This window comes from Allobosea sp. 2RAB26, from assembly GCF_052115465.1.
Taxonomy (GTDB): Bacteria; Pseudomonadota; Alphaproteobacteria; order Rhizobiales; family Beijerinckiaceae; genus Allobosea.
Window position 1 is genome coordinate 53609 of the sequence record NZ_JBFRGS010000012.1, and the last position, 18103, is coordinate 71711.

Here is an 18103-nt window from a genome sequence, read left to right on the forward strand (position 1 = left end):
CCAAGTCGCGGCGCCGAGCCAGGCTCAGCGCTGGGCCTGGCTCGGCGCAGGGACCGGTAGCCTGGCGGGGCGCTCCAGAGGGGCGCCCCCGAGCGGATCGACGAAACGACGCAGGATGCCGGGCGCAATCGCGGAGAGCGGATTGATCGACATGGTCGGCGCGCTGGCAGATCCCGATATCCGGAAATTCAGGGCGAACAAGCCGCCATACTGACCTCCGCCGAGGATCATTCCGACGACCGGCACCTGCGCGAAGGCGTTGTTGAAGGCATAGCTCGGCACGAAGGTGCCGCCTATATCGACCTTGTCGCGGCCGTAATCGACATTCCCCTGAAGCGTGAACCCGATCTGCTGACCCCAGATCACCATGTCCGAGACATCCAGGCGGCTGGCAGAACGGGTGAATTCTGCCCTCAGCTTGGTGAAGGCGACCTCGCTGGCGTCGATGCGTCCTCCCGCTCCGCCAACGCGATCGCCGGACAGGGCCGTCACTGCCTGCTCTCCGAGGACCCGCCGCAACGCCGGTTCGTCGCGCACGACGAAGTTGCGGAAGAGCAGCTCTCCGCTTTGGCGCGTGTCGCCCGGGCCCAGCGTCAGCACCAGATCGCCGCCGTGAGCCCGACGGTAGAAGTCAAAGAAGCGCAGCACCGAGCCGCCATTCTCCGACTGCAGGACAAGTGTGCCGGCGCCCTCACCTTGACGGGCCTGCCTTGCGGAAACGCTTGCCCGGCCGATACGACCGTCGAAACTCAGGGAGCGCAGGTCACCATTTCGCTTCGAGAACTTCAGCACTCCGTTGCCGATCGCCTCGTTGTTGAATCCGGTCAGGATCGGCACGTCGAGATCGACGTCGACATCGTTGCCGCGCGCGGCGTTCTTGTCGCCTCGCGCCGTCGGAGCCGCGCCGACCTGCAGGTCACGAATGAAGGGCCGTACATCGGCAACCTGCCCGCGGATCACCAGCTTCGTTACCGTTCCGTCACGCTTGGCCTCGACCTTGAGATTGTCGCCTGGGGATATCCGAAACTGCGAGAGGCTGGCCCCCTCGAACCCACTCTGCTTGTTGAGCTCGATCTTGCCACGGATCAGGACCGGCGACGCATCGAGCGTGAAATCATCGAGATCGGGACCATCGGCATCGACCAAGTAATTGAAGGTCGCCCGCCCCGCGCGCCCGGCGGGCTTGGCGAATCCGGGGATTACTCCGTCGATCGCCGCCTTGGTCAGATCGAGTTCGACACGCGGCGCGATTTCCGCGCCCTTGCCAAGCTGTTTCGATACCTTGACCTGCACGGGGCCGTTGACGCCGAGCTCCGGCCCGAAGCCGCGCTTCTGGCGGGCAGCGTTGTCGAGCGTGAAGGCGAGCGTCGCCTCGCCCTGTCCCTTCGTGTTCTGGCGGATCTCCATCTGCGCGCGTTCGCCGCCGACGCGGCCTTCGCCCCGGATCGAAAGGCCAGTTCGATCGAACCCGACCGTGAAATTGGCCGCTTCGAGCTTCTCGGTGGCGAGCAATGTATCCGAGGCAATGTTGGAGAGCGTGCCGGAGGTCTGGACCACGACATCGGAAGGCTGGATATCGTCGGCCATCGGCAAGGTGATGACGGTCTTCAGGTCACTGCTGCCCCGGATCGAGGCCGGATCGCCTGCTCCGGGATTGAACTCCTTGAGCGCGGGAAAGGTGAAGAGTGCCGCAACCGCGTCAGCCGGCCCGACGGAGCGGAAGCCGATCTTGGCCTGGGGACGCGGCGCCCAGGTATCGAGAATGCCAAAGCTGCCTTCGCTCAACGCGAGCTTTCGGCCATCACGCAGATCGGCTGTCGCCTTCGGGATGGTAAGCTGGACCGTCCGGCCGGTCGCGGTGCCGCTGACCGTGCCGTCGATCAGCGGCGGCAAACCGGGCCCCGGCAGATAGCGTACATTCGTCGCGTCCACCGTTACGAGCAGCGCCTTGTCGGGCATGCCTGCACCTTGCAGCATTCGGGCGTGATCTTCTGCCGGCAGGTCGACCTTGACATCCACCGCAGTGAGACGGCCTGCGGCCACCTCCCGGCTCAGCGAAGCGTGCAGATGGGGCGCAGTCCACTCCGGCCAGATTGCAAGGGCGGCCCGCGCGTCAGAATCCGTCGCCCGGATCCAGAACTGCTGATAGGGCGATTCGCCCCGCTTCTGCACAAGCCCGGTCATGTCGACCGCGATCAGCGGGCCGCGCAGTGAGAAACTCTCGATACGGACCTCCCCGGCCGAGCTGTCGAGGACGATGCCGCTCTGAATGCTGTCGATGGCGACCGCCGGATCCGAACCGACCCCGGCTATCTGTCCCTTGGCATCCAGCCCCACGCGCCAGACACCATTCTCTCCCCGCAAGCTGCCGGAACCACGCAGAACCGTCGGACCAGCCTTGAACTCCGCCGAGGTCACACGGAGATCAGCCAGCCCCGTTCCGCTCTCCAACTCGACATGGGCAGTATCGACCGAGATCGGTGCGACCGGGCTGTCGCGAAACGTGATCGTGCCAGGAAGGATGTCGAAGCGCGCCGACATCTTGCTTTCGCCGCCCGGGCGCTGAGCCAAGGAGATCTTGCCCTTCATCGGCAGCCCGTTGATCGCGACACTGGACGTGCCCACGGCGAGAGCAACAGCCTCGGCGGGCTCGAAGCGAACGACATCGATCTCCGCCCGCCGCGTTCCATCCGGATCGGCCGACAGGTCGATAGCGAGTTCCTTCCAGCGCGAGCCGGTCCGGCCCTTCATCGTGAGGCGGCTGACTCCGTTGCCGACACGCGACAATCTGATGTCGACATCCTCGAGACTGGTCCTCTGTCGACCATCGGGATCGACCAGCGCCAGCCTCGCTCCGCGCATGCCTGCCGTTTCGAGCGCGCCGAGAAGACCGTCTCCGGCCGCAACCGTCGCGACGGCTTCCATGATGTTGGTAAAGACGTTCCAATGGCTGGCATCTGGAATGGCGGGCGGCTGCACCACCGGTTCCGGAGGGGCCGCATCCGCATTCACGATCAATGCGCCGTCATGATTGACGCCGAGGCGCATGTTGACGCCACGCAGGTCGACCGACACCAGCCGGATTTCGCCGCGCAGCAGCGCCAGCGGCACATAACCGAGCACGGCCTCCGGAGCACGGAAGGCCGCACCGCTACGGTGACGGAACGAAACCTGCCTGACCCGGAGCTGGGCACGCCCGTCGATCCGGCTGAGCTCTGCGCTGCCAGCCTCGACCTGCCAGTCAGGACCGAGCCGTTCTGCAATCGCGGCCGCGATGCGGCCCTCCAGGCCCGAGAGCGGAATCATCCCGGTGACCAGCAGAGCGCCAGCCGCGCCCGCCAGCGTCACCACAGCGACAGCCACCGCCACCACGATCGTGACAAGCCCAGCCTTCGCGCGCCGCGCGACCGCAGCAACCTCGTCGCAGGTCGTGCTTTCGGGTGCCACAACCCGCGGCGGCTCCTGACCGACCTTGTCGTTACCTTCGTTCACCAAGGACTTTCGCGTTCTGAAAGGGGCCGAAATGCGACTTCGGTCCGGCTTCACCAGATTCTATGAGTCTTCGCCGGCTCTGAATGGCCGTATGCGGGTTACACGGATGTTGCGGCCAGACTAACCGATTCGGCTTCTGCTCCATCCAGGCTGGCTGGCGCATGAACGGGCGGCACACCCTGCCCATCGATTCCGTGCGCTCCTTGCAGCGCGATCGCGACGAAAGGAAGGCAATTCATGGGCTTGCAGGTGGGCGATCTCGCACCCGAATTCACATTGCCAAGGGATGGCGCAGGCACGATCTCGCTCGCCGACCTTAGGGGACGCAAGATCGTACTCTATGCCTATCCAAAGGACGATACCGAGAGCTGCACAAAGGAAGCCATTGCCTTCAATGGCTTGCATGCGGAGTTTGCCGCAGCTGGGGCCGAAATCGTCGGGATCTCTCCCGATCCGATCAAGCGTCACGATCGCTTCAAGCAGAAATATGCCCTCACCTTCCCGCTTGTCGCAGATGAAGCCCGCGCGGTGCTCGAGAACTACGGCATCTGGGTCGAGAAGAGCATGTATGGCCGCAAGTATATGGGGGTGGAGCGAACCACCTTTCTGATCGATCAGGACGGCCGCATCGTGCGGATCTGGCCCAAGGTGAAGGTCGCCGGCCATGCCGAAGAGGTGCTGGCGGCCGTTCGGGAGATGTGACACTCGCCGCAGAATGCTGAGCCGGCGCTGGCGATTTGCAAAGGATTAACCCTAACAAGGTCTACTCGCATCATCGGCAGCGTTACATCCGGTTTTGCGTATGACTCATCCCGCCTCGCCTGGCCCGGCCCTTCCCGTCACGGGACTGGCCTCACACAAGAGCTACACGATCCGCCGTTCGACAGCCTTCGCGGGGCTCTCGCTTCTGGCCCTTACGACCGCCTGGGGCGGTGTGACCGGCTGGTACATCCTCAGCAAGGACGATATCGCGGCGCGGCTGATCGCCCGCGAAACCACCCGGCAATATGCCTATGAAGACAGGATCGCGGCGTTGCGCGCCGATATCGACCGGCTCGCCAGCCGCGCCCTGCTCGATCAGGATGGCGTCGAGGCTCGTGTCGACGAACTGGCCACGCGTCAGGCCGAGCTGGAGAGCAAGCAGGCCCTGGTCGCTGCCGTCACCGAAACTCTGCAGGCCGGCGGCATTGCATCGCCTGCAAAGGTTCCACTGCGTTCACGCCTGATCAAGGCGGAGGAACCGATCCGCGCCTCCAGCGTCTCAAGCTTCGCGCCGATCACCTCAAGCAAGCCGATGCCCGCTCCCGACGCTCCCGGGCTCCGCAGCTCGGAAGAGCACAAGAGCGTCCCCTGGCAATCGGGCGAGGCGGAGGAAGCTCCGCAAGCACCCGCGCAACGCGTCGCAGAATCGCTCACCAGGCTTGACCAGTCGCTGTCGGAGACCGCAACGGCGCAACTCGCCGCGCTACGCCATATGGAACAGTCGCTCGCCGAATCTCAGAAAACACTGCGCGGGGCGCTGGCGGAGACCGGGCTCGACACCGACAAGCTTGCCGCCACGACGACGATCGCCAAGGGTGTCGGCGGCCCCTTCGTCCCCTTCAAGGTCGATGCGTCCGCCGGTCCCTTCGAGGCCACATTGAGCGCCCTGCAACCGCGCATATCGGCGGTCTACCGGCTGCGCGGTCTTGTCGAGCAATTGCCCCTTCGCAAGCCGATGCAGGGCGAAGTCGACATGACCTCGAACTATGGCTATCGCGTCGACCCGTTCACCCGCAGCCCGGCGATGCATACCGGCATCGACTTCCGCGCCGAAACCGGCACGCCGATCCGCGCCACCGCGCCCGGCAAGGTTGTCTCAGCTGAATATACCGGCGGCTACGGAAACATGGTCGAGATCGAGCATGCGGGCGGCATCACCACGCGCTATGCTCACATGTCTGCCATCAGCGTTTCGGCCGGACAAATGGTGACGAGCGGGACCGTGGTCGGCAAGGTCGGCACGACCGGGCGCTCGACCGGCCCACATCTGCATTACGAAACCCGGATCGAGGGCGAGCCCATCGACCCGACGCGCTTTGTCCGCGCCGGGAGCAAGCTCGCCAACCAGCTCTAAAGCATCGGCCCGAAAAGTGGATTGCAGTTTTCGGGTGAGCCGATGCAATCAAGGAAGGCTAGCCCATCGGACTGGATATAAAATCCGGTCTGATATGCTAGAAAGTCATCGTCGCCGCGTTGATGACGCCGGCCGCAAGCGAGGCGGCACCCAGGAACAGTGCGGCGGCCAGCTCACCGGCAGCGATCCGCGCTGACAGGTTGGGCAGCACGAGCCTGACCAGGAAATAGACCAGCAATTGCACCACGAGGGCGACAATGCCCCAGACCACGAGGTCGATGATCGTCGTTGCATGGACCACGGCGCTCGACAGCGGCAGAGCAAAACCCGTGAGACTCAGCCCCAGCGAGAGTGCCGCAGCGACGTTGTTGCGGCGGATCAGGCCGAATTCATTATGCGAGGTCGCCAGGGTGTAGATCAGCAGATAAACGGCGACGAGCCCGAGCGACGCTGAAAAGAAAAGTGCAAAATCCGGCAGTCGCGCCAAAGCTTGGCCGAGCATCGTCATCCCCTAAGTGATTCTGTGCGCGATCCTGCGCTTCAGTTCGCCTCGAACGCAACCATGCAACCCATGGCGGTGCTGGCCGGCACGACGATGCGACCACCGATCTGTCGCCACTCGACCTCAGCCGCGTCCAGAACCCCACGCACCCCATCGAGATCCTTCACCGCGACCGCGAATCCGGCGAAATGCGGATCCTTTCTCCCCTCCTCGACGCCGAAGAGCTGGTAGGCGGCATGCGGCGTCAGAATATCGACGCGGCCGCGCGGAAGGGCAGCGCTGATGCCGAGCGAATTGGATTTCAGACTGCGCTCGCCAGTGTAGGCCGAAAGGAAAACGTGGTGGTCGGTCGGGTTCTCCGCGACCATGACGGCAGAGGCCAATGCCTGTACGCCGTTCTGATGCTGCTGAAAGGCCGGATTCCAGAAATTCTGCGGCTCGTGCTGCTGGCAGACGAAGAAACCGCAAGCGGGCGCCGATGCGTTGCGGGCAAAGGCCAGCGAAAAGGCGACACGGACCTCGTTGCCATCAGGACTGCGCGCCTGACGCTCAAAGAGAAACGGCTCGTAGTCGCCGATGCCGGCTGCTTCGAAAATCTGCGCATCCGCCTTCGCATCGCGACTTTCGAGAACCAGCATCGACAGGCCTTCTGCTCGGGCGAGCTGATCGCGGACGAAGGCTCCGAAGGAAAAGCGCCGATGGGCATGGGGTGGAATGGCCCCGGAGTCGCCGATCGTGATCAGCTCCAGGAAGGCCCCCGGAAACTGGACGATGCGGTTCTCCGTGCCCCAGGGATGTCGATTGCGGGCTCCAACCCTGAAGCCCATCTTCGCATAGAGTTGGCCGGCAGCATCGAGGTCACGCACGCCGATGACGAGATGATCGAGGCCACGTGGCCGATTGGGCTGGGACATGTCGCGAATCGCCGTTGCTCAGGCCGCGCGTTGCGGTCTCAGGCGCCGGCTGTAGCAAGCTTTGCCGAAGCGGTCACGGCTCGATGTAATGCGGCACGAAGCGCGACGTATTCTTGGTGATCGGCGTCACATCCTCCCGGATGCACAGCCCGCAAGGCTGCGAGGCGACGAGCCATGAACCCAGCACGGCATGATACCCGGCGAAGGAGGCAAGCGCCGCGGCATCCTGAAGGATGAAACCCTCCGCCCCATAGGGACCGTCATCGCTGTCTAGCACCGTTCCGCGTTCGACCAGCGTGATGTTGGCGCCCTCGCGCGAATAGAGAGGCTTGCGGACATAGCGGGGATTGAGCTCCGCGCAACGCGGATCGCCCTCGAAGAAGGCGGGCAGCAGATTCGGGTGGCCGGGCTCCATTTGCCAGAGGCAGGCAAGCAGGCCCTTGTTGGAGAGAAGGGCCTTCCAGGGCGGCTCGATGAACTGGCAGCGCGAGCCGGCCAGAGCATCCGCGTAGCTCTCTCGGAAGAGCCACTCCCAGGGATAGAGCTTGAACAGTGTCTCGATCGGCAGATTGGCTCCGTCGCAGAACCGTCCGTCGGGAAGCAGTCCGATCTCCTCGATGAAGGTGAAACGCGCGTCGAGGCCGGCCTGCACGGCACAATCCTTGAGATAGTCGACGGTGCCCTTGTCTTCATTGCTGTTCTGGACGCAAGTCAGATGCAGTCGATAGGGCGATGGCTCGCGCAGGGCAGCAAAGGCCGCGATCAGCCGTTCGTGCAGCGAGTTGAACTGATCGCTATCCGGCGGGAGGGCACCCCGTGCCATGGCCTGCTCAAGCCAGTCCCATTGAACGACGCTCGATTCGAACAGTGCGGTGGGCGTATCCGCGTTGTATTCCAGCAGCTTGGCCGGCCCGCTGCCGTAATAGGCAAGATCGAGCCGGCCGTAGAGGTTGCGATCGCCGCGCTGCCAGCTGTCGCGGATCAGTGGCCAATGCGGCGGCGGAATTGCGAGCCGGGTCAGGATCTCCTCGTCGGCGATCGCGCGTTCGACGAAAGCGAAACAAAGCTGTTCGATCTCGCCTGTCGGCGCTTCGATATCGCGCTCGATCTCCTCGAGCGTAAAGGCGTAGGCAGCGCTCTCGTCCCAATAGGTCTCGCCGTCGAGCGTGTGGAAAGCGAAGCCCAGACGCTCGACCTGAGCCTGCCAATCCCGACGAGGTGAGAGTTCAACCCGCCGCATCTCAGGACGACGAGGAGGAACTGTAGGAGCGGGAGGTCGAGCCGAAACCGCCGCGGGAGGCAGCGCTTGGCATGCTGGCGACCCCGGTCGACGAGACATTGCGCGCGACCAGCGCCTGTCCCGCGGTTGTCGAATAGGCGCGTGAACTTCCGACTCGGCCGCCTCCCCCTCCGGAGGACGATGACGACGAGGACCGGGCCTGCTGACATTCCTCGGCCACACTGCCAGTCGGGCAGGCCTGACGCGTCGGCGGCAGGAGCGGCTGGGCTGCACCACCACCGCTCTGCGCGAAGCTGCGCGCGAGCATGATTCCGGCAAGCGCCGGAACAACGGCCTGCGCGCCGTTCCAAACCGCGCTCTGACAGGAGCCGGAGCCATACTCGGCTTCGCATGCGCTGGTGCTGGTGAACTTCTTCGCGTCGCGGAGTTGATTTGCGGAGGCTTCGTTGAAGCGCTGCTCACATTGGCTGCCGGACATCTGCCCGGCGGCGCGACAATCGGCGAGCGAGTTATAAACGAGGGTATCCTCCACATCGTCTTCCGAGCGCGGCCACGCTATCGCGACCAGCACCACCCCCACTGCGGCCAATCCGATCTGCGAGGAGCGTTTCATGACCGCCTCCCCTCAAACCGTCATGCTGGCGGCCGCCAGCGTGCCGCTGATCACCGCGATCACCGCCAGCATTGCGGCGGACGGGAGGCGATCCTCCTGGATCTTCTTCGAGAGGTCAGGGATCAGGACGCGGGCGAGCCCATAGGCCGCGAATTGGATCAGCATCGCGGCAAGCGCCCAGAGCACGCAGTCCGCAATGCTGCTCGCCTGAGCGATCGCCCTTTCGAGCGGGATCGAGAAGCCGGCGAGATTGCCGCCTAGTGCTATCGCAGCGGAGAGATTGCCTGCCCGGATCAGTGCGATTTCGTCATGCGCGGTCAATCGCATATAGATGAGAGCGAAACCCGTGATCAGCGCCGATCCGACCACGAAATACAGCAAAAAAGCCGGCAAACCGGCCATCGAGACCGCCATATCGCTCCCCCCGAGTCGCAACGCGACTATAAGCCGCCAGCGCGGCTGCACCAGCGGCTTGTCGGAGGTATCCAGGCACTTGATCAGGCGGGCAGCTCGCGCCGCCCGGTTCGGATCAGACCAGGCGGCTCTGCACCACCGCCGCCTCGACGAAGCTGGCGAAAAGCGGGTGAGGCTCGAATGGCCGCGACTTCAGCTCGGGATGATACTGCACGCCGATGAACCAGGGATGGTCGGGATATTCGACCGTCTCGGGCAGAAGCCCGTCTGGCGAAACACCGCAGAACTTCAGGCCATTTGCCTCAAGCCGCTCGCGATAGCCCATGTTGACCTCGTAGCGGTGGCGATGGCGCTCGGAAATCTCGGTCGAACCGTAAATCTCGGCGATCTTTGAGCCAGGGGCCAGCTTGGAGGCGTAGGCGCCGAGCCGCATCGTGCCGCCCAGATCGCCACCGGCCGCACGCATCTCGAGATCGTTGCCGCGCATCCATTCGGTCATCAGGCCGACGACAGGCTCCTCGGTGGGGCCGAACTCGGTCGAATTGGCCTTCTCGATCTGAGCGAGCGAACGGGCCGCCTCGATCACCGCCATCTGCATGCCGAAGCAGATGCCGAAATAGGGAACCTTGCGCTGCCTGGCGAAGGTCGCCGCCTTGATCTTGCCCTCGGCACCGCGATGTCCGAACCCGCCGGGAACCAGGATGCCGTGGACATGCTCCAGGAAGGGAGCCGGGTCTTCCTTCTCGAAGACCTCCGATTCGATCCAGTCGAGATTGACCTTGACCCGGTTGGCGATGCCGCCGTGCATCAGGGCCTCGATGAGGGACTTATAGGCGTCCTTCATGCCGGTGTATTTGCCGACGATGGCGATCGTGACTTCGCCCTCGGGATTCTTCACGCGCTCGGAAATGCGCCGCCAGTTGCTCAGATCGGGCGCTTCGCCGGCGTCCAGGCCGAACGCCGCCAGAACCTCGGTGTCGAGCCCTTCGGCATGATAGGACAGCGGCACGTCATAGATCGAAGCAACGTCCCGCGCCTCGATCACCGCGGTTTCGCGGACATTGCAGAACAAAGCGAGCTTGCGGCGTTCCTCGCGCGGGATCTCGCGGTCGGTGCGGCAGAGCAGGATATCGGCCTGAATGCCGATCGAACGCAGCTCCGCAACCGAATGCTGGGTCGGCTTCGTCTTCAGCTCTCCGGCCGTCGGGATATAGGGCAGCAGCGTCAGATGCGTGAAGATGCACTGGCCGCGCGGCAGCTGCTGGCTGATCTGGCGAATGGATTCGAGGAAGGGCAGGCTCTCGATGTCGCCGACCGTGCCGCCGATCTCGACCAGCGTGAAGTCATAGTCTTCATTGCCGGTGAGGACGAATTCCTTGATGGCATTGGTGACGTGCGGAACGACCTGGATCGTCGCACCGAGATAGTCACCCCGGCGCTCCTTGGTCAGGATGTCCATATAGATGCGGCCGGTGGTGATGTTGTCGCCCTTGTTGCAGGGCCTGCCGGTGAAGCGCTCGTAATGCCCGAGATCGAGATCGGTCTCGGCCCCGTCATCCGTGACGAAGACCTCGCCATGCTGATACGGGCTCATCGTGCCCGGATCGACATTGAGATAGGGATCAAGCTTGCGCAGACGGACCGTATAGCCACGTGCCTGCAGGAGAGCTGCGAGAGCTGCCGCCGCGAGGCCTTTGCCAAGCGAGGATACCACGCCGCCGGTGATGAAAACGTACCGCGTCATGGGAGATCACCTTTAACGCCAGGGTTTCGATTCGCTAAGCGCGCCGTTGCAGACCCGCCCTGCTGTTTATGCTTGTCCACAACGGAGAAGGGCCGGACTTCCGCCAGCTCTTCCCCAAAAGAGAAGGGCCGGTTTCCCGGCCCCTGCCCTGTCCTCGTCACTGCTGCGGCGCTGCCGGCGGTGTCGGCGGTTGTGAGCCGCCCTGATTCTGCATCTGGCGCAACTGGTCGAGCACGCCGCCTGCAGCGTTGGGAGCGCTTGGACCGTTCGGTGCCGCGGGAGCAGTCGTTCCCGGCGCGCCGTCGATGATCGAGCGCTGCGTCCGCCCATGGGTCGCCATGATCGCCAGAGCGATCGAGGTCAGGAAGAAGAGCCCGGCAAGGATAGCCGTCGCGCGGGTCAGGGCATTGGCCTGGCCGCGGCCGGTCATGAAGCCGCCGACACCACCGCCACCGCCCGAACCCATGCCCAGGCCGCCGCCCTCGGAACGCTGCAGCAGGACCACGCCGACGAGCGCGATCACGATGATCAGATGGATGACGATGAGAACGTTCTGCATGATCCCACGAAATAGGTATGACGCGGGCCGCCACAAGGTGCCCCGCGCCGCATGTCCGCCAATTGCGGGCTCGGCGGCGCACATAGCATGCAGTTGCCGGGTGCACCACCCGGCAATTGCGTCATTCGTGCAATGCCGCCGTCAACGCGACGGCATGGATCAGCGGCAGGCGCGTGCGATGCCGAGGAAGTCCTCGGCCTTGAGACTGGCGCCGCCGACGAGCGCACCGTCGACATGGGGGACATTCATCAGTTCGGCCGCGTTGGACGGTTTGACCGATCCGCCATAGAGCAAGCGCACACCAGCGGCCGCCGCCTTGCCCAGGAGCTTGCCGAGTTCGCTCCGGATCGCCTCGTGCATCTCGGCGACGTCGGCGGCGGTCGGGGTCAGCCCGGTGCCGATAGCCCAGACCGGTTCGTAGGCGATGACGAGGGTCGAGGGCGTCGACGCATCGGGGACCGAGCCGCGAAGCTGTTTCCTGACCACGGCAAGCACCTTGCCGGCTGCGCGCTCGGCCTGCGTCTCGCCGACGCAGACGATCGGGACCAGCAGGGCGCGCTGCGCCGCTTCGGCCTTGGCCTTGACGACCGGATTGGTCTCGCCGTGGAGGGTGCGGCGCTCGGAATGACCGACGATGGCATAGCCGGCGCCGGCATCGGCGAGCATGGCGGCGGAGACCTCCCCGGTGAACGCGCCGCTTTCCTGCTCACTGCAATCCTGTCCGCCCGAGGCAATACGCGAGCCGGTCAGGGCTGCCGTCATGGCAAAGAGCAGCGTCGCCGGTGGGCAGATGGCGAGATCGACAGCGTGTTTCAGCTCCCGGTCATAGCCCCTGGCTACCTCGGCTGCGATGGCAAGCTCGGCCTTGAGCCCGTTCATCTTCCAATTGCCTGCCACCAACGGCTTGATGCTGCGCGTCACCATTTTTCTCCTCTTCTCTCGCTCCGGGCTCTACCAACGCCCGCAACGCGCCGCAATCAGCCGGCAAGACCACGGTGAAGATTGCGGGCAGCGTGATCGGTTCCTATAAGCAGCGCCACAAAACGCGAAGGCTCGCGTCGCAGCGATGCGGCCGGAGAGGGAAAGAACGACCCCATGATGATGAATCGCATCCGCAAGGCGGGTCAGGGCCTCATTGGCAAGCTCATCATCACAGTGATGTTCGGATTTCTGATCCTGTCCTTCGCGATCTGGGGCATCGGCGACATCTTCCGGGGGTATGGACGCAACTCTGTCGCTCAGGTCGGGAAGACCGAGATCGGCCTCGAGCAGATGCGCGTGGCCTATCAGAACGAAGTCCAGAACCTGACGCGCCAGCAGCGCCGCTCGATTACTCCCGAAATGGCGCGCGCGCTGGGGCTCGACCGCCAGGTGCTCTCGCGCCTCGTGACCGAGGCTGTGCTCGATCAGACCGCGAGCCGAATGCGGCTTGCGGTCTCCGACGAGACCATCCGCAACCTGATCTTCCAGGACCCGGTCTTCCGCGATGCCTCCGGCAACTTCTCGCCGGCCCGCTTCAACGAATTGCTGCGCTCGAACGGGCTCAACGAACAGAATTATGTGCGCGAGCAGCGCGCCACGATCCTGCGCCAACAGATCGCCGAGATGGTGGTCGGCGGCGTGACCGCTCCGGTCGCGCTGCAGGAACTGGGACATCGCCTGCGCAACGAGCGCCGCGCAGTGACATTCGCCAAGCTGCCGCCGGCGGCCGCCGGTGAGATCGCCGCACCGACCGAAACTCAGCTCAAGGGCTATTTCGACGAACGCAAGGCGAGTTTCCGGGCTCCCGAGTTCCGTAGCGCCAACGTGCTGACGATCTCGACCGAAGCTTTGGCCGACCCGAGCAAGATCACCGACGAAGAGGCCAAGGCCCGCTATGAGCAGGTCAAGGCGCAGCGCTTTGGTTCCCCCGAGAAGCGCACGATCCAGCAGATCACCTTCCCGAATGCCGAGGAGGCGCAGGCCGCCAAGGCGAAGATCGATGCCGGCGAAGCGTTCGAGGCGATCGCCGCCGCACGCAATGTCGCCGAGAAGGACCTGACGCTAGGCACCTTCACGCGCAATCAGGTCTTCGATCCGGCCGTGCGCGAGGCCGCGTTCGCGCTTGCCCAGGGAGCCGTCAGCGCTCCGGTCGCCAGCGCCTTCGGCTCGGTGCTCCTCCGCGTCCCGACGATCGAACTCGAGCATATCCGGCCCTTTGAGGAGGTTGCTGCCGAGGTGCGCAAGGACGTCGCGACCAGCAAGGCCACGAGCCAGCTCACGGACCTGCATGACCGGATCGAGGACCAACGGGCCGCGGCCAAGCCGCTTGCCGAGATCGCACGCGAGTTCAATCTGCCCCTGCTGACGGTCGGCCCGGTCGATGCCAGCCTGGGCAAGCCGGACGGCACGCAGGCACAGCCCCTGCCCGGCGGCGACGCCACGCTTCCCGCCATTTTCCGCTCGGATATCGGCGTCGATAACGAGGCCATTCGCCTGCCGCGCGACACGGGCTATGTCTGGTTCGATGTGACCAAGATCGACCCCTCGCGCGAGCGGACCTTTGACGAGGTCAAGGGCGAGGTCGAGCGTCAATGGCGGGCGGACGAGGTGGCGAGCAAGCTCTCGGCCAAGGCCCGCGAACTGGTGCAGCGTCTTGATTCCGGCGAGGCCTTCGATGCCGTGGCCGCCTCGGCCGGCCTGGTTGTCGAACAGGCGGCGGATCTCGGCCGGCAGGACCAGAAGCCGGAGCTGCCCGCCAATGTCATCAGCCTGATCTTCGGAACGCCTGTCGGCAAGAGCAACTCGGCGCTGGGCGCAGACGACAGCGGGCGCGTCCTCTTCAAGGTCGTTTCGGCGACGGTACCGCCCTATGCCCGGACGACGCAGGAAGCGGAGAATTTTGCCCGCCTGCTCGGCTCCAGCGTCAGCGAGGATATCCTCGCGCAGTATGTCGCGAAACTGCAGAGCAACCTCGGCGTCACGGTCAACGAGACGGCCTTCCGGAACGCCACCGGCGGCGCGCAGAACTGATGTCTGCGCCCTCCGATCTGTCCTCCTTTGCGGAGGCGTATGACGCGGGCGTGCCACAGCTTCTGCGGCGCGTCCTGGTCGGTGATTGCGAGACGCCCGTCGCCGCCTTCATGAAGCTGAGGCACGCCACGTCCGGCCCAAGTTTCCTGCTCGAATCTGTCGAGGGCGGCGCCGTACGCGGGCGTTATTCGATGATCGGCATCGAGCCGGACGTGATCTGGCGCTGCCACCATAGCGAGGCTTCGCTTTGCCGGCCGGCATTGGGCGAGGCCTTCGTCGCCGATCCGCGCCCCGCCTTCGAGAGCCTGCGGGCTCTTCTCGCCGAGAGCGCGATCCCTGACGAGGACGGCCTGCCGCCGATGGCGGCCGGCGTCTTCGGCTATCTCGGCTACGACATGGTGCGGCTGATGGAGCGCCTGCCGCAGCCCAAGGATACGGGGACGGGCGTCCCCGACGCGATCCTGACCCGCCCGACCCTGATGGTCGTGTTCGATTCCGTGCGCGACGAGATCCATCTCGTGACGCCTGTCCGCCAGCAACCGGGCGTTGCCGCACGCGTCGCCCATGAGCGGGCGCAGGAGCGGCTCGACCGGGTCACGGATATCCTCGAGGGCCCTCTCCCCCCGGAAGCCGACATCGATATCGCCGCGCTGCCGCAGCCCGACATCGTTTCCAACACGACTGAAGCCGAGTTTCACGCCATGGTGGCGCGGGCGCAGGACTATATCCGCGCCGGCGATATCTTCCAGGTCGTGCTGTCGCAGCGTTTCGAGGCGCCCTTCGCCCTGCCCTCCTTTGCGCTTTACCGGGCGCTGCGGCGCGTCAACCCGGCGCCGTTCCTGTGCTATCTCGACTTCGCTGATTTTCAGATCGTCTGTTCGAGCCCCGAGATCCTGGTACGGTTGCGCGACGATACCGTCACCATCCGGCCGATCGCCGGCACGCGGCGGCGCGGCGCGACGACCGAAGAGGATGCGGCGCTCGCCGAGGAACTGCTGGCCGACCCCAAGGAACGGGCCGAGCATCTGATGCTGCTCGATCTTGGCCGCAACGACGTCGGCCGCGTTGCGCGGATCGGCTCGGTCAAGGTCACCGATTCCTTCTTCATCGAGCGTTACAGCCAGGTCATGCACATCGTTTCCAATGTCGAGGGAGCGATCGACCCTCAGCATGATGCGCTGGCCGCACTCGCCGCGGGCTTCCCGGCCGGCACCGTCTCCGGAGCGCCGAAGGTGCGTGCCATGGAGATCATCGATGAGATGGAACATGACGCGCGCGGCGCCTATGGCGGCTGCATCGGCTATTTCGGTGCCAATGGCGAAATGGACACCTGCATCGTGCTGCGCACCGCCGTGGTGAAGGACGGCCGCATGCATGTCCAGGCCGGCGCCGGCATCGTCTATGATTCGAACCCGGCCTCCGAACAGCTCGAATGCATCAACAAGGCCAAGGCCCTGTTCAAGGCAGCGGAGGAAGCAATCCGGTTCGCGGCGCGCGCTAGCCGGGGACAATAGTGGCCTCGCCGGAGCCCCGGGATGACGAAGCCGTTACGGTCGTCGAAATCCTGCGGGTCTTCAGTGATGCGAGCACACGCCCCTGCCTGGTTCGGACGACCCACGGCAGGCTGCATGTCCTGAAGCTCGCCGGCGCCGGGCCAGGGCCTCGTGGCCTGCTGATCGAGCTCCTTGCCCTGCGCTTCGCGAAGCTGCTCGGCGCACCGGTCCCCGATGCCAAGCCACTGCTGCTGCCGCACGGCTTCCCATGGATGGTCGGCACCGACGAATTCGACGAGATGATCCAGCGCAGCTTTGGCTGGAATCTCGGCGTTGCTTTCATCCCGAACACCGCGCCGGTCGCAGCCGAGGACCTTGGCCCCGACGATGCGGCGAGTCTCCTGGCGATCGCGGAGGCGGATTGCTTCCTGCACAATGTCGACCGGCCGCGCTCGAATCCGAATCTCCTGCGCGGGGCCGGCGGTACGCTGCACGCGATCGATTTCGACGCCTGTCTCTATTTCGACAGGGCACTGGCCGACCGCCTGCCCGCCAGCTTCGCACTTCGACGCACACATCTCCTGGCAGGCATGATGACGGCGAGCGAGGGCAAGGCACTCGATCCCGACCTGGCGGTTTCCTGGCTCGCAGAAGCACCGTCGGCCTGGATCGACGCCGCGGGACGCGAGGTCCCAGTCATCGCCAACGCGCTTGCGACCTATATCCGGCACTGGAACGCCCTATGCACCGGCGGGGCGCAAGAGGCTGGCGATCAGCGCGAGGCCAGCGTCGGCGAGAGCGGCGGTTGAGTCTCCCAGGCCTTGCCGCTGCGACCTTCCTCATAGCCGCGCCGGAACAGGGCTTTCATGTACTCCGTGTCGAATTCGGAGCGCTGATTGCCTTGAAAGCTCTTGGGAATGGCGGTGAAAGAGAAGCGCGCGTGCATTCGCTTCGCCATCTCCGAGATCGCTGCGATATTGGCGAGCGCCTGGTATTTCACCAGCGTCGAGATCGAGCGTGTGGCCAACCCCGCCACCGTCTGGGTGCTGGCCTTGTATTCCGGCTCCAGCTTGCCGTTGCGAATGACATAGAGCGAGAGACTGCGTTCCTGACCGAGATTGCGCCGGGCAGCCCCGTTGAGATCGAGCCCCGGTGGGGCAAAGAAGATCTGCGAGGTGACACCGCCGTCGACGTGAAGCTCGTCGAAGACCTTGCCGTTGCTCTCGACATTGAGGCGCACGGCCGGAAAGACCGCCGGTATGGCTGCCGAAGCAAGCAGAATATCGACAAAGAGCTTCTGCCGGTCGGGCCGCTGACTCGCGGCAATGCTGCCCACGTCCCAGATCACTGGCCGCTGAGCATCGAGATTGGTGGTCTGGACCAATAAACGGCGGCCCTTGCGGTGCTCGGCAGCGATTTCATCGAGCAATTGCTCGGTCGCATAGCGTTCGACCAGGTGGCGCAGTGGCGTCGTGTCGTAGAGGGACTCGCCAAACAGTCCGAGGACTCCCTTGCTGCGAAAGAGCTCGTTATCGCCGTAGCGCGTATAGATCTCCTCCAGGGCGCCGTCATAGTGCGAGCCGAGGAACGCAAAGGGCGCAGCGAGCGAGCCAGTACTGACCCCGGTGACGACCTCGAATTGAGGCCTGTCGCCGCGCGCGCTCCAGCCCTTCAGGAAACCCGCGCCATAGGCCCCCTCTCCGCTCCCACCTGAAATCGCAAGAAATGTTGCGGCCGCCTGGCATTTGCCACAGCCCGAAGCGGCGATCTGCCGGTATTGGATATCGACATATTTGCTTGTGGTGGGGACGACCGCATCCCCCCAGAAGCGGATCGTGCCGAATCCGACGACCTCGGCTGTCGACAGGCCTTCCGCGGGCAGAGCTTGCGGTCGTTCCCCGGAATTGCATGCAGCCAGGCCGAGCAGCGCGGAGGCCAGCAGCACGTGCCTGATCGCCTTGGCCCGACGCAACATCGCCATGCCCCACACCCGAACGCCCCCGC

At 64.7% G+C, this 18103-nt stretch carries 15 protein-coding genes; 5 read left to right on the forward strand and 10 right to left on the reverse strand.

The window, feature by feature from the left end; translation table 11 throughout:
* Positions 1-24: 24 nt before the first annotated feature.
* A complete protein-coding gene (locus tag AB4118_RS22210) occupies positions 25-3492 on the reverse strand; it encodes a hypothetical protein (RefSeq protein ID WP_441491794.1) in 3468 nt (1155 codons plus the stop codon).
* Between the two features lie 237 nt (positions 3493-3729).
* Here AB4118_RS22210 and AB4118_RS22215 point away from each other — a divergent pair, with 237 nt between their 5' ends.
* Both AB4118_RS22215 and AB4118_RS22220 read left to right on the forward strand, forming a co-directional pair.
* Positions 3730-4194 carry a peroxiredoxin gene (locus tag AB4118_RS22215; protein WP_441491795.1) on the forward strand — a complete coding sequence of 155 codons (465 nt, stop codon included), beginning with the start codon at positions 3730-3732 and terminating at the stop codon, positions 4192-4194.
* A gap of 100 nt (positions 4195-4294) precedes the next feature.
* A complete protein-coding gene (locus tag AB4118_RS22220; protein WP_441491796.1) occupies positions 4295-5608 on the forward strand; it encodes a M23 family metallopeptidase in 1314 nt (437 codons plus the stop codon).
* A 97-nt stretch (positions 5609-5705) separates the two neighbouring features.
* On the opposite strand, the gene AB4118_RS22225 is transcribed toward AB4118_RS22220, so the two are convergent.
* The 8 genes from AB4118_RS22225 to tpiA all read right to left on the reverse strand — a co-directional run bounded on the left by AB4118_RS22225 (position 5706) and on the right by tpiA (position 12518).
* Positions 5706-6110 carry a DUF350 domain-containing protein gene (locus tag AB4118_RS22225; RefSeq protein ID WP_441491797.1) on the reverse strand — a complete coding sequence of 135 codons (405 nt, stop codon included), beginning with the start codon at positions 6108-6110 and terminating at the stop codon, positions 5706-5708.
* Between the two features lie 38 nt (positions 6111-6148).
* Positions 6149-7024: a VOC family protein gene (locus AB4118_RS22230; RefSeq protein WP_441491798.1), complete on the reverse strand. Its 876-nt coding sequence runs from the start codon at positions 7022-7024 to the stop codon at positions 6149-6151.
* A 73-nt stretch (positions 7025-7097) separates the two neighbouring features.
* Positions 7098-8264 carry a glutathionylspermidine synthase family protein gene (locus AB4118_RS22235; RefSeq protein ID WP_441491799.1) on the reverse strand — a complete coding sequence of 389 codons (1167 nt, stop codon included), beginning with the start codon at positions 8262-8264 and terminating at the stop codon, positions 7098-7100.
* Position 8265: 1 nt separating this feature from the next.
* On the reverse strand, positions 8266-8877 hold the full coding sequence (locus AB4118_RS22240; RefSeq protein WP_441491800.1) for a DUF1190 domain-containing protein: 612 nt from the start codon (positions 8875-8877) through the stop codon (positions 8266-8268).
* A 12-nt stretch (positions 8878-8889) separates the two neighbouring features.
* Entirely contained in the window at positions 8890-9279 is a 390-nt protein-coding gene (locus AB4118_RS22245) for a DUF350 domain-containing protein (RefSeq protein ID WP_441491801.1), read from the reverse strand.
* Between the two features lie 127 nt (positions 9280-9406).
* Entirely contained in the window at positions 9407-11035 is a 1629-nt protein-coding gene (locus tag AB4118_RS22250; protein WP_441491802.1) for a CTP synthase, read from the reverse strand.
* A 157-nt stretch (positions 11036-11192) separates the two neighbouring features.
* The gene (secG, locus tag AB4118_RS22255) at positions 11193-11594 is read right to left on the reverse strand and encodes a preprotein translocase subunit SecG (RefSeq protein WP_441491803.1); all 402 of its coding nucleotides are present in this window, start codon (positions 11592-11594) and stop codon (positions 11193-11195) included.
* Positions 11595-11753: 159 nt separating this feature from the next.
* Complete coding sequence (gene tpiA / locus AB4118_RS22260; protein ID WP_441491804.1) at positions 11754-12518, reverse strand: triose-phosphate isomerase; 765 nt, start codon at positions 12516-12518, stop codon at positions 11754-11756.
* A 171-nt stretch (positions 12519-12689) separates the two neighbouring features.
* Between tpiA and AB4118_RS22265 the strand changes: the two genes are divergently transcribed.
* Genes AB4118_RS22265 through AB4118_RS22275 form a run of 3 tightly spaced genes read left to right on the forward strand, consistent with a single transcriptional unit; the run spans position 12690 to position 16908 of the window.
* Positions 12690-14606: a peptidylprolyl isomerase gene (locus AB4118_RS22265; protein ID WP_441491805.1), complete on the forward strand. Its 1917-nt coding sequence runs from the start codon at positions 12690-12692 to the stop codon at positions 14604-14606.
* On the forward strand, positions 14606-16120 hold the full coding sequence (gene trpE, locus AB4118_RS22270) for an anthranilate synthase component I (protein ID WP_441491806.1): 1515 nt from the start codon (positions 14606-14608) through the stop codon (positions 16118-16120). The genes AB4118_RS22265 and trpE overlap by 1 nt, the downstream gene beginning before the upstream one ends.
* Positions 16120-16908, forward strand: a complete 789-nt coding sequence (locus AB4118_RS22275) for a hypothetical protein (protein WP_441491807.1) — start codon at positions 16120-16122, stop codon at positions 16906-16908. Before trpE ends, AB4118_RS22275 begins: the two co-directional genes overlap by 1 nt.
* On the opposite strand, the gene AB4118_RS22280 is transcribed toward AB4118_RS22275, so the two are convergent.
* Complete coding sequence (locus AB4118_RS22280; RefSeq protein WP_441491808.1) at positions 16872-18080, reverse strand: patatin-like phospholipase family protein; 1209 nt, start codon at positions 18078-18080, stop codon at positions 16872-16874. The two genes, AB4118_RS22275 and AB4118_RS22280, sit on opposite strands and share 37 nt — an antisense overlap.
* Positions 18081-18103: the final 23 nt, after the last annotated feature.

Bases quoted from the DNA above. Each gene is read 5' to 3' on its own strand.
- AB4118_RS22265 (WP_441491805.1), top strand. From the start codon at position 12,690: ATGATGATGAATCGCATCCGCAAGGCGGGTCAGGGCCTCATTGGCAAG.
- AB4118_RS22240 (WP_441491800.1), bottom strand. From the start codon at position 8,877: ATGAAACGCTCCTCGCAGATCGGATTGGCCGCAGTGGGGGTGGTGCTG.
- AB4118_RS22280 (WP_441491808.1), bottom strand. From the start codon at position 18,080: ATGGCGATGTTGCGTCGGGCCAAGGCGATCAGGCACGTGCTGCTGGCC.
- AB4118_RS22235 (WP_441491799.1), bottom strand. From the start codon at position 8,264: ATGCGGCGGGTTGAACTCTCACCTCGTCGGGATTGGCAGGCTCAGGTC.
- trpE (WP_441491806.1), top strand. From the start codon at position 14,606: ATGTCTGCGCCCTCCGATCTGTCCTCCTTTGCGGAGGCGTATGACGCG.
- AB4118_RS22220 (WP_441491796.1), top strand. From the start codon at position 4,295: ATGACTCATCCCGCCTCGCCTGGCCCGGCCCTTCCCGTCACGGGACTG.
- AB4118_RS22245 (WP_441491801.1), bottom strand. From the start codon at position 9,279: ATGGCCGGTTTGCCGGCTTTTTTGCTGTATTTCGTGGTCGGATCGGCG.
- AB4118_RS22225 (WP_441491797.1), bottom strand. From the start codon at position 6,110: ATGCTCGGCCAAGCTTTGGCGCGACTGCCGGATTTTGCACTTTTCTTT.
- AB4118_RS22250 (WP_441491802.1), bottom strand. From the start codon at position 11,035: ATGACGCGGTACGTTTTCATCACCGGCGGCGTGGTATCCTCGCTTGGC.
- AB4118_RS22215 (WP_441491795.1), top strand. From the start codon at position 3,730: ATGGGCTTGCAGGTGGGCGATCTCGCACCCGAATTCACATTGCCAAGG.
- secG (WP_441491803.1), bottom strand. From the start codon at position 11,594: ATGCAGAACGTTCTCATCGTCATCCATCTGATCATCGTGATCGCGCTC.
- tpiA (WP_441491804.1), bottom strand. From the start codon at position 12,518: ATGGTGACGCGCAGCATCAAGCCGTTGGTGGCAGGCAATTGGAAGATG.
- AB4118_RS22230 (WP_441491798.1), bottom strand. From the start codon at position 7,024: ATGTCCCAGCCCAATCGGCCACGTGGCCTCGATCATCTCGTCATCGGC.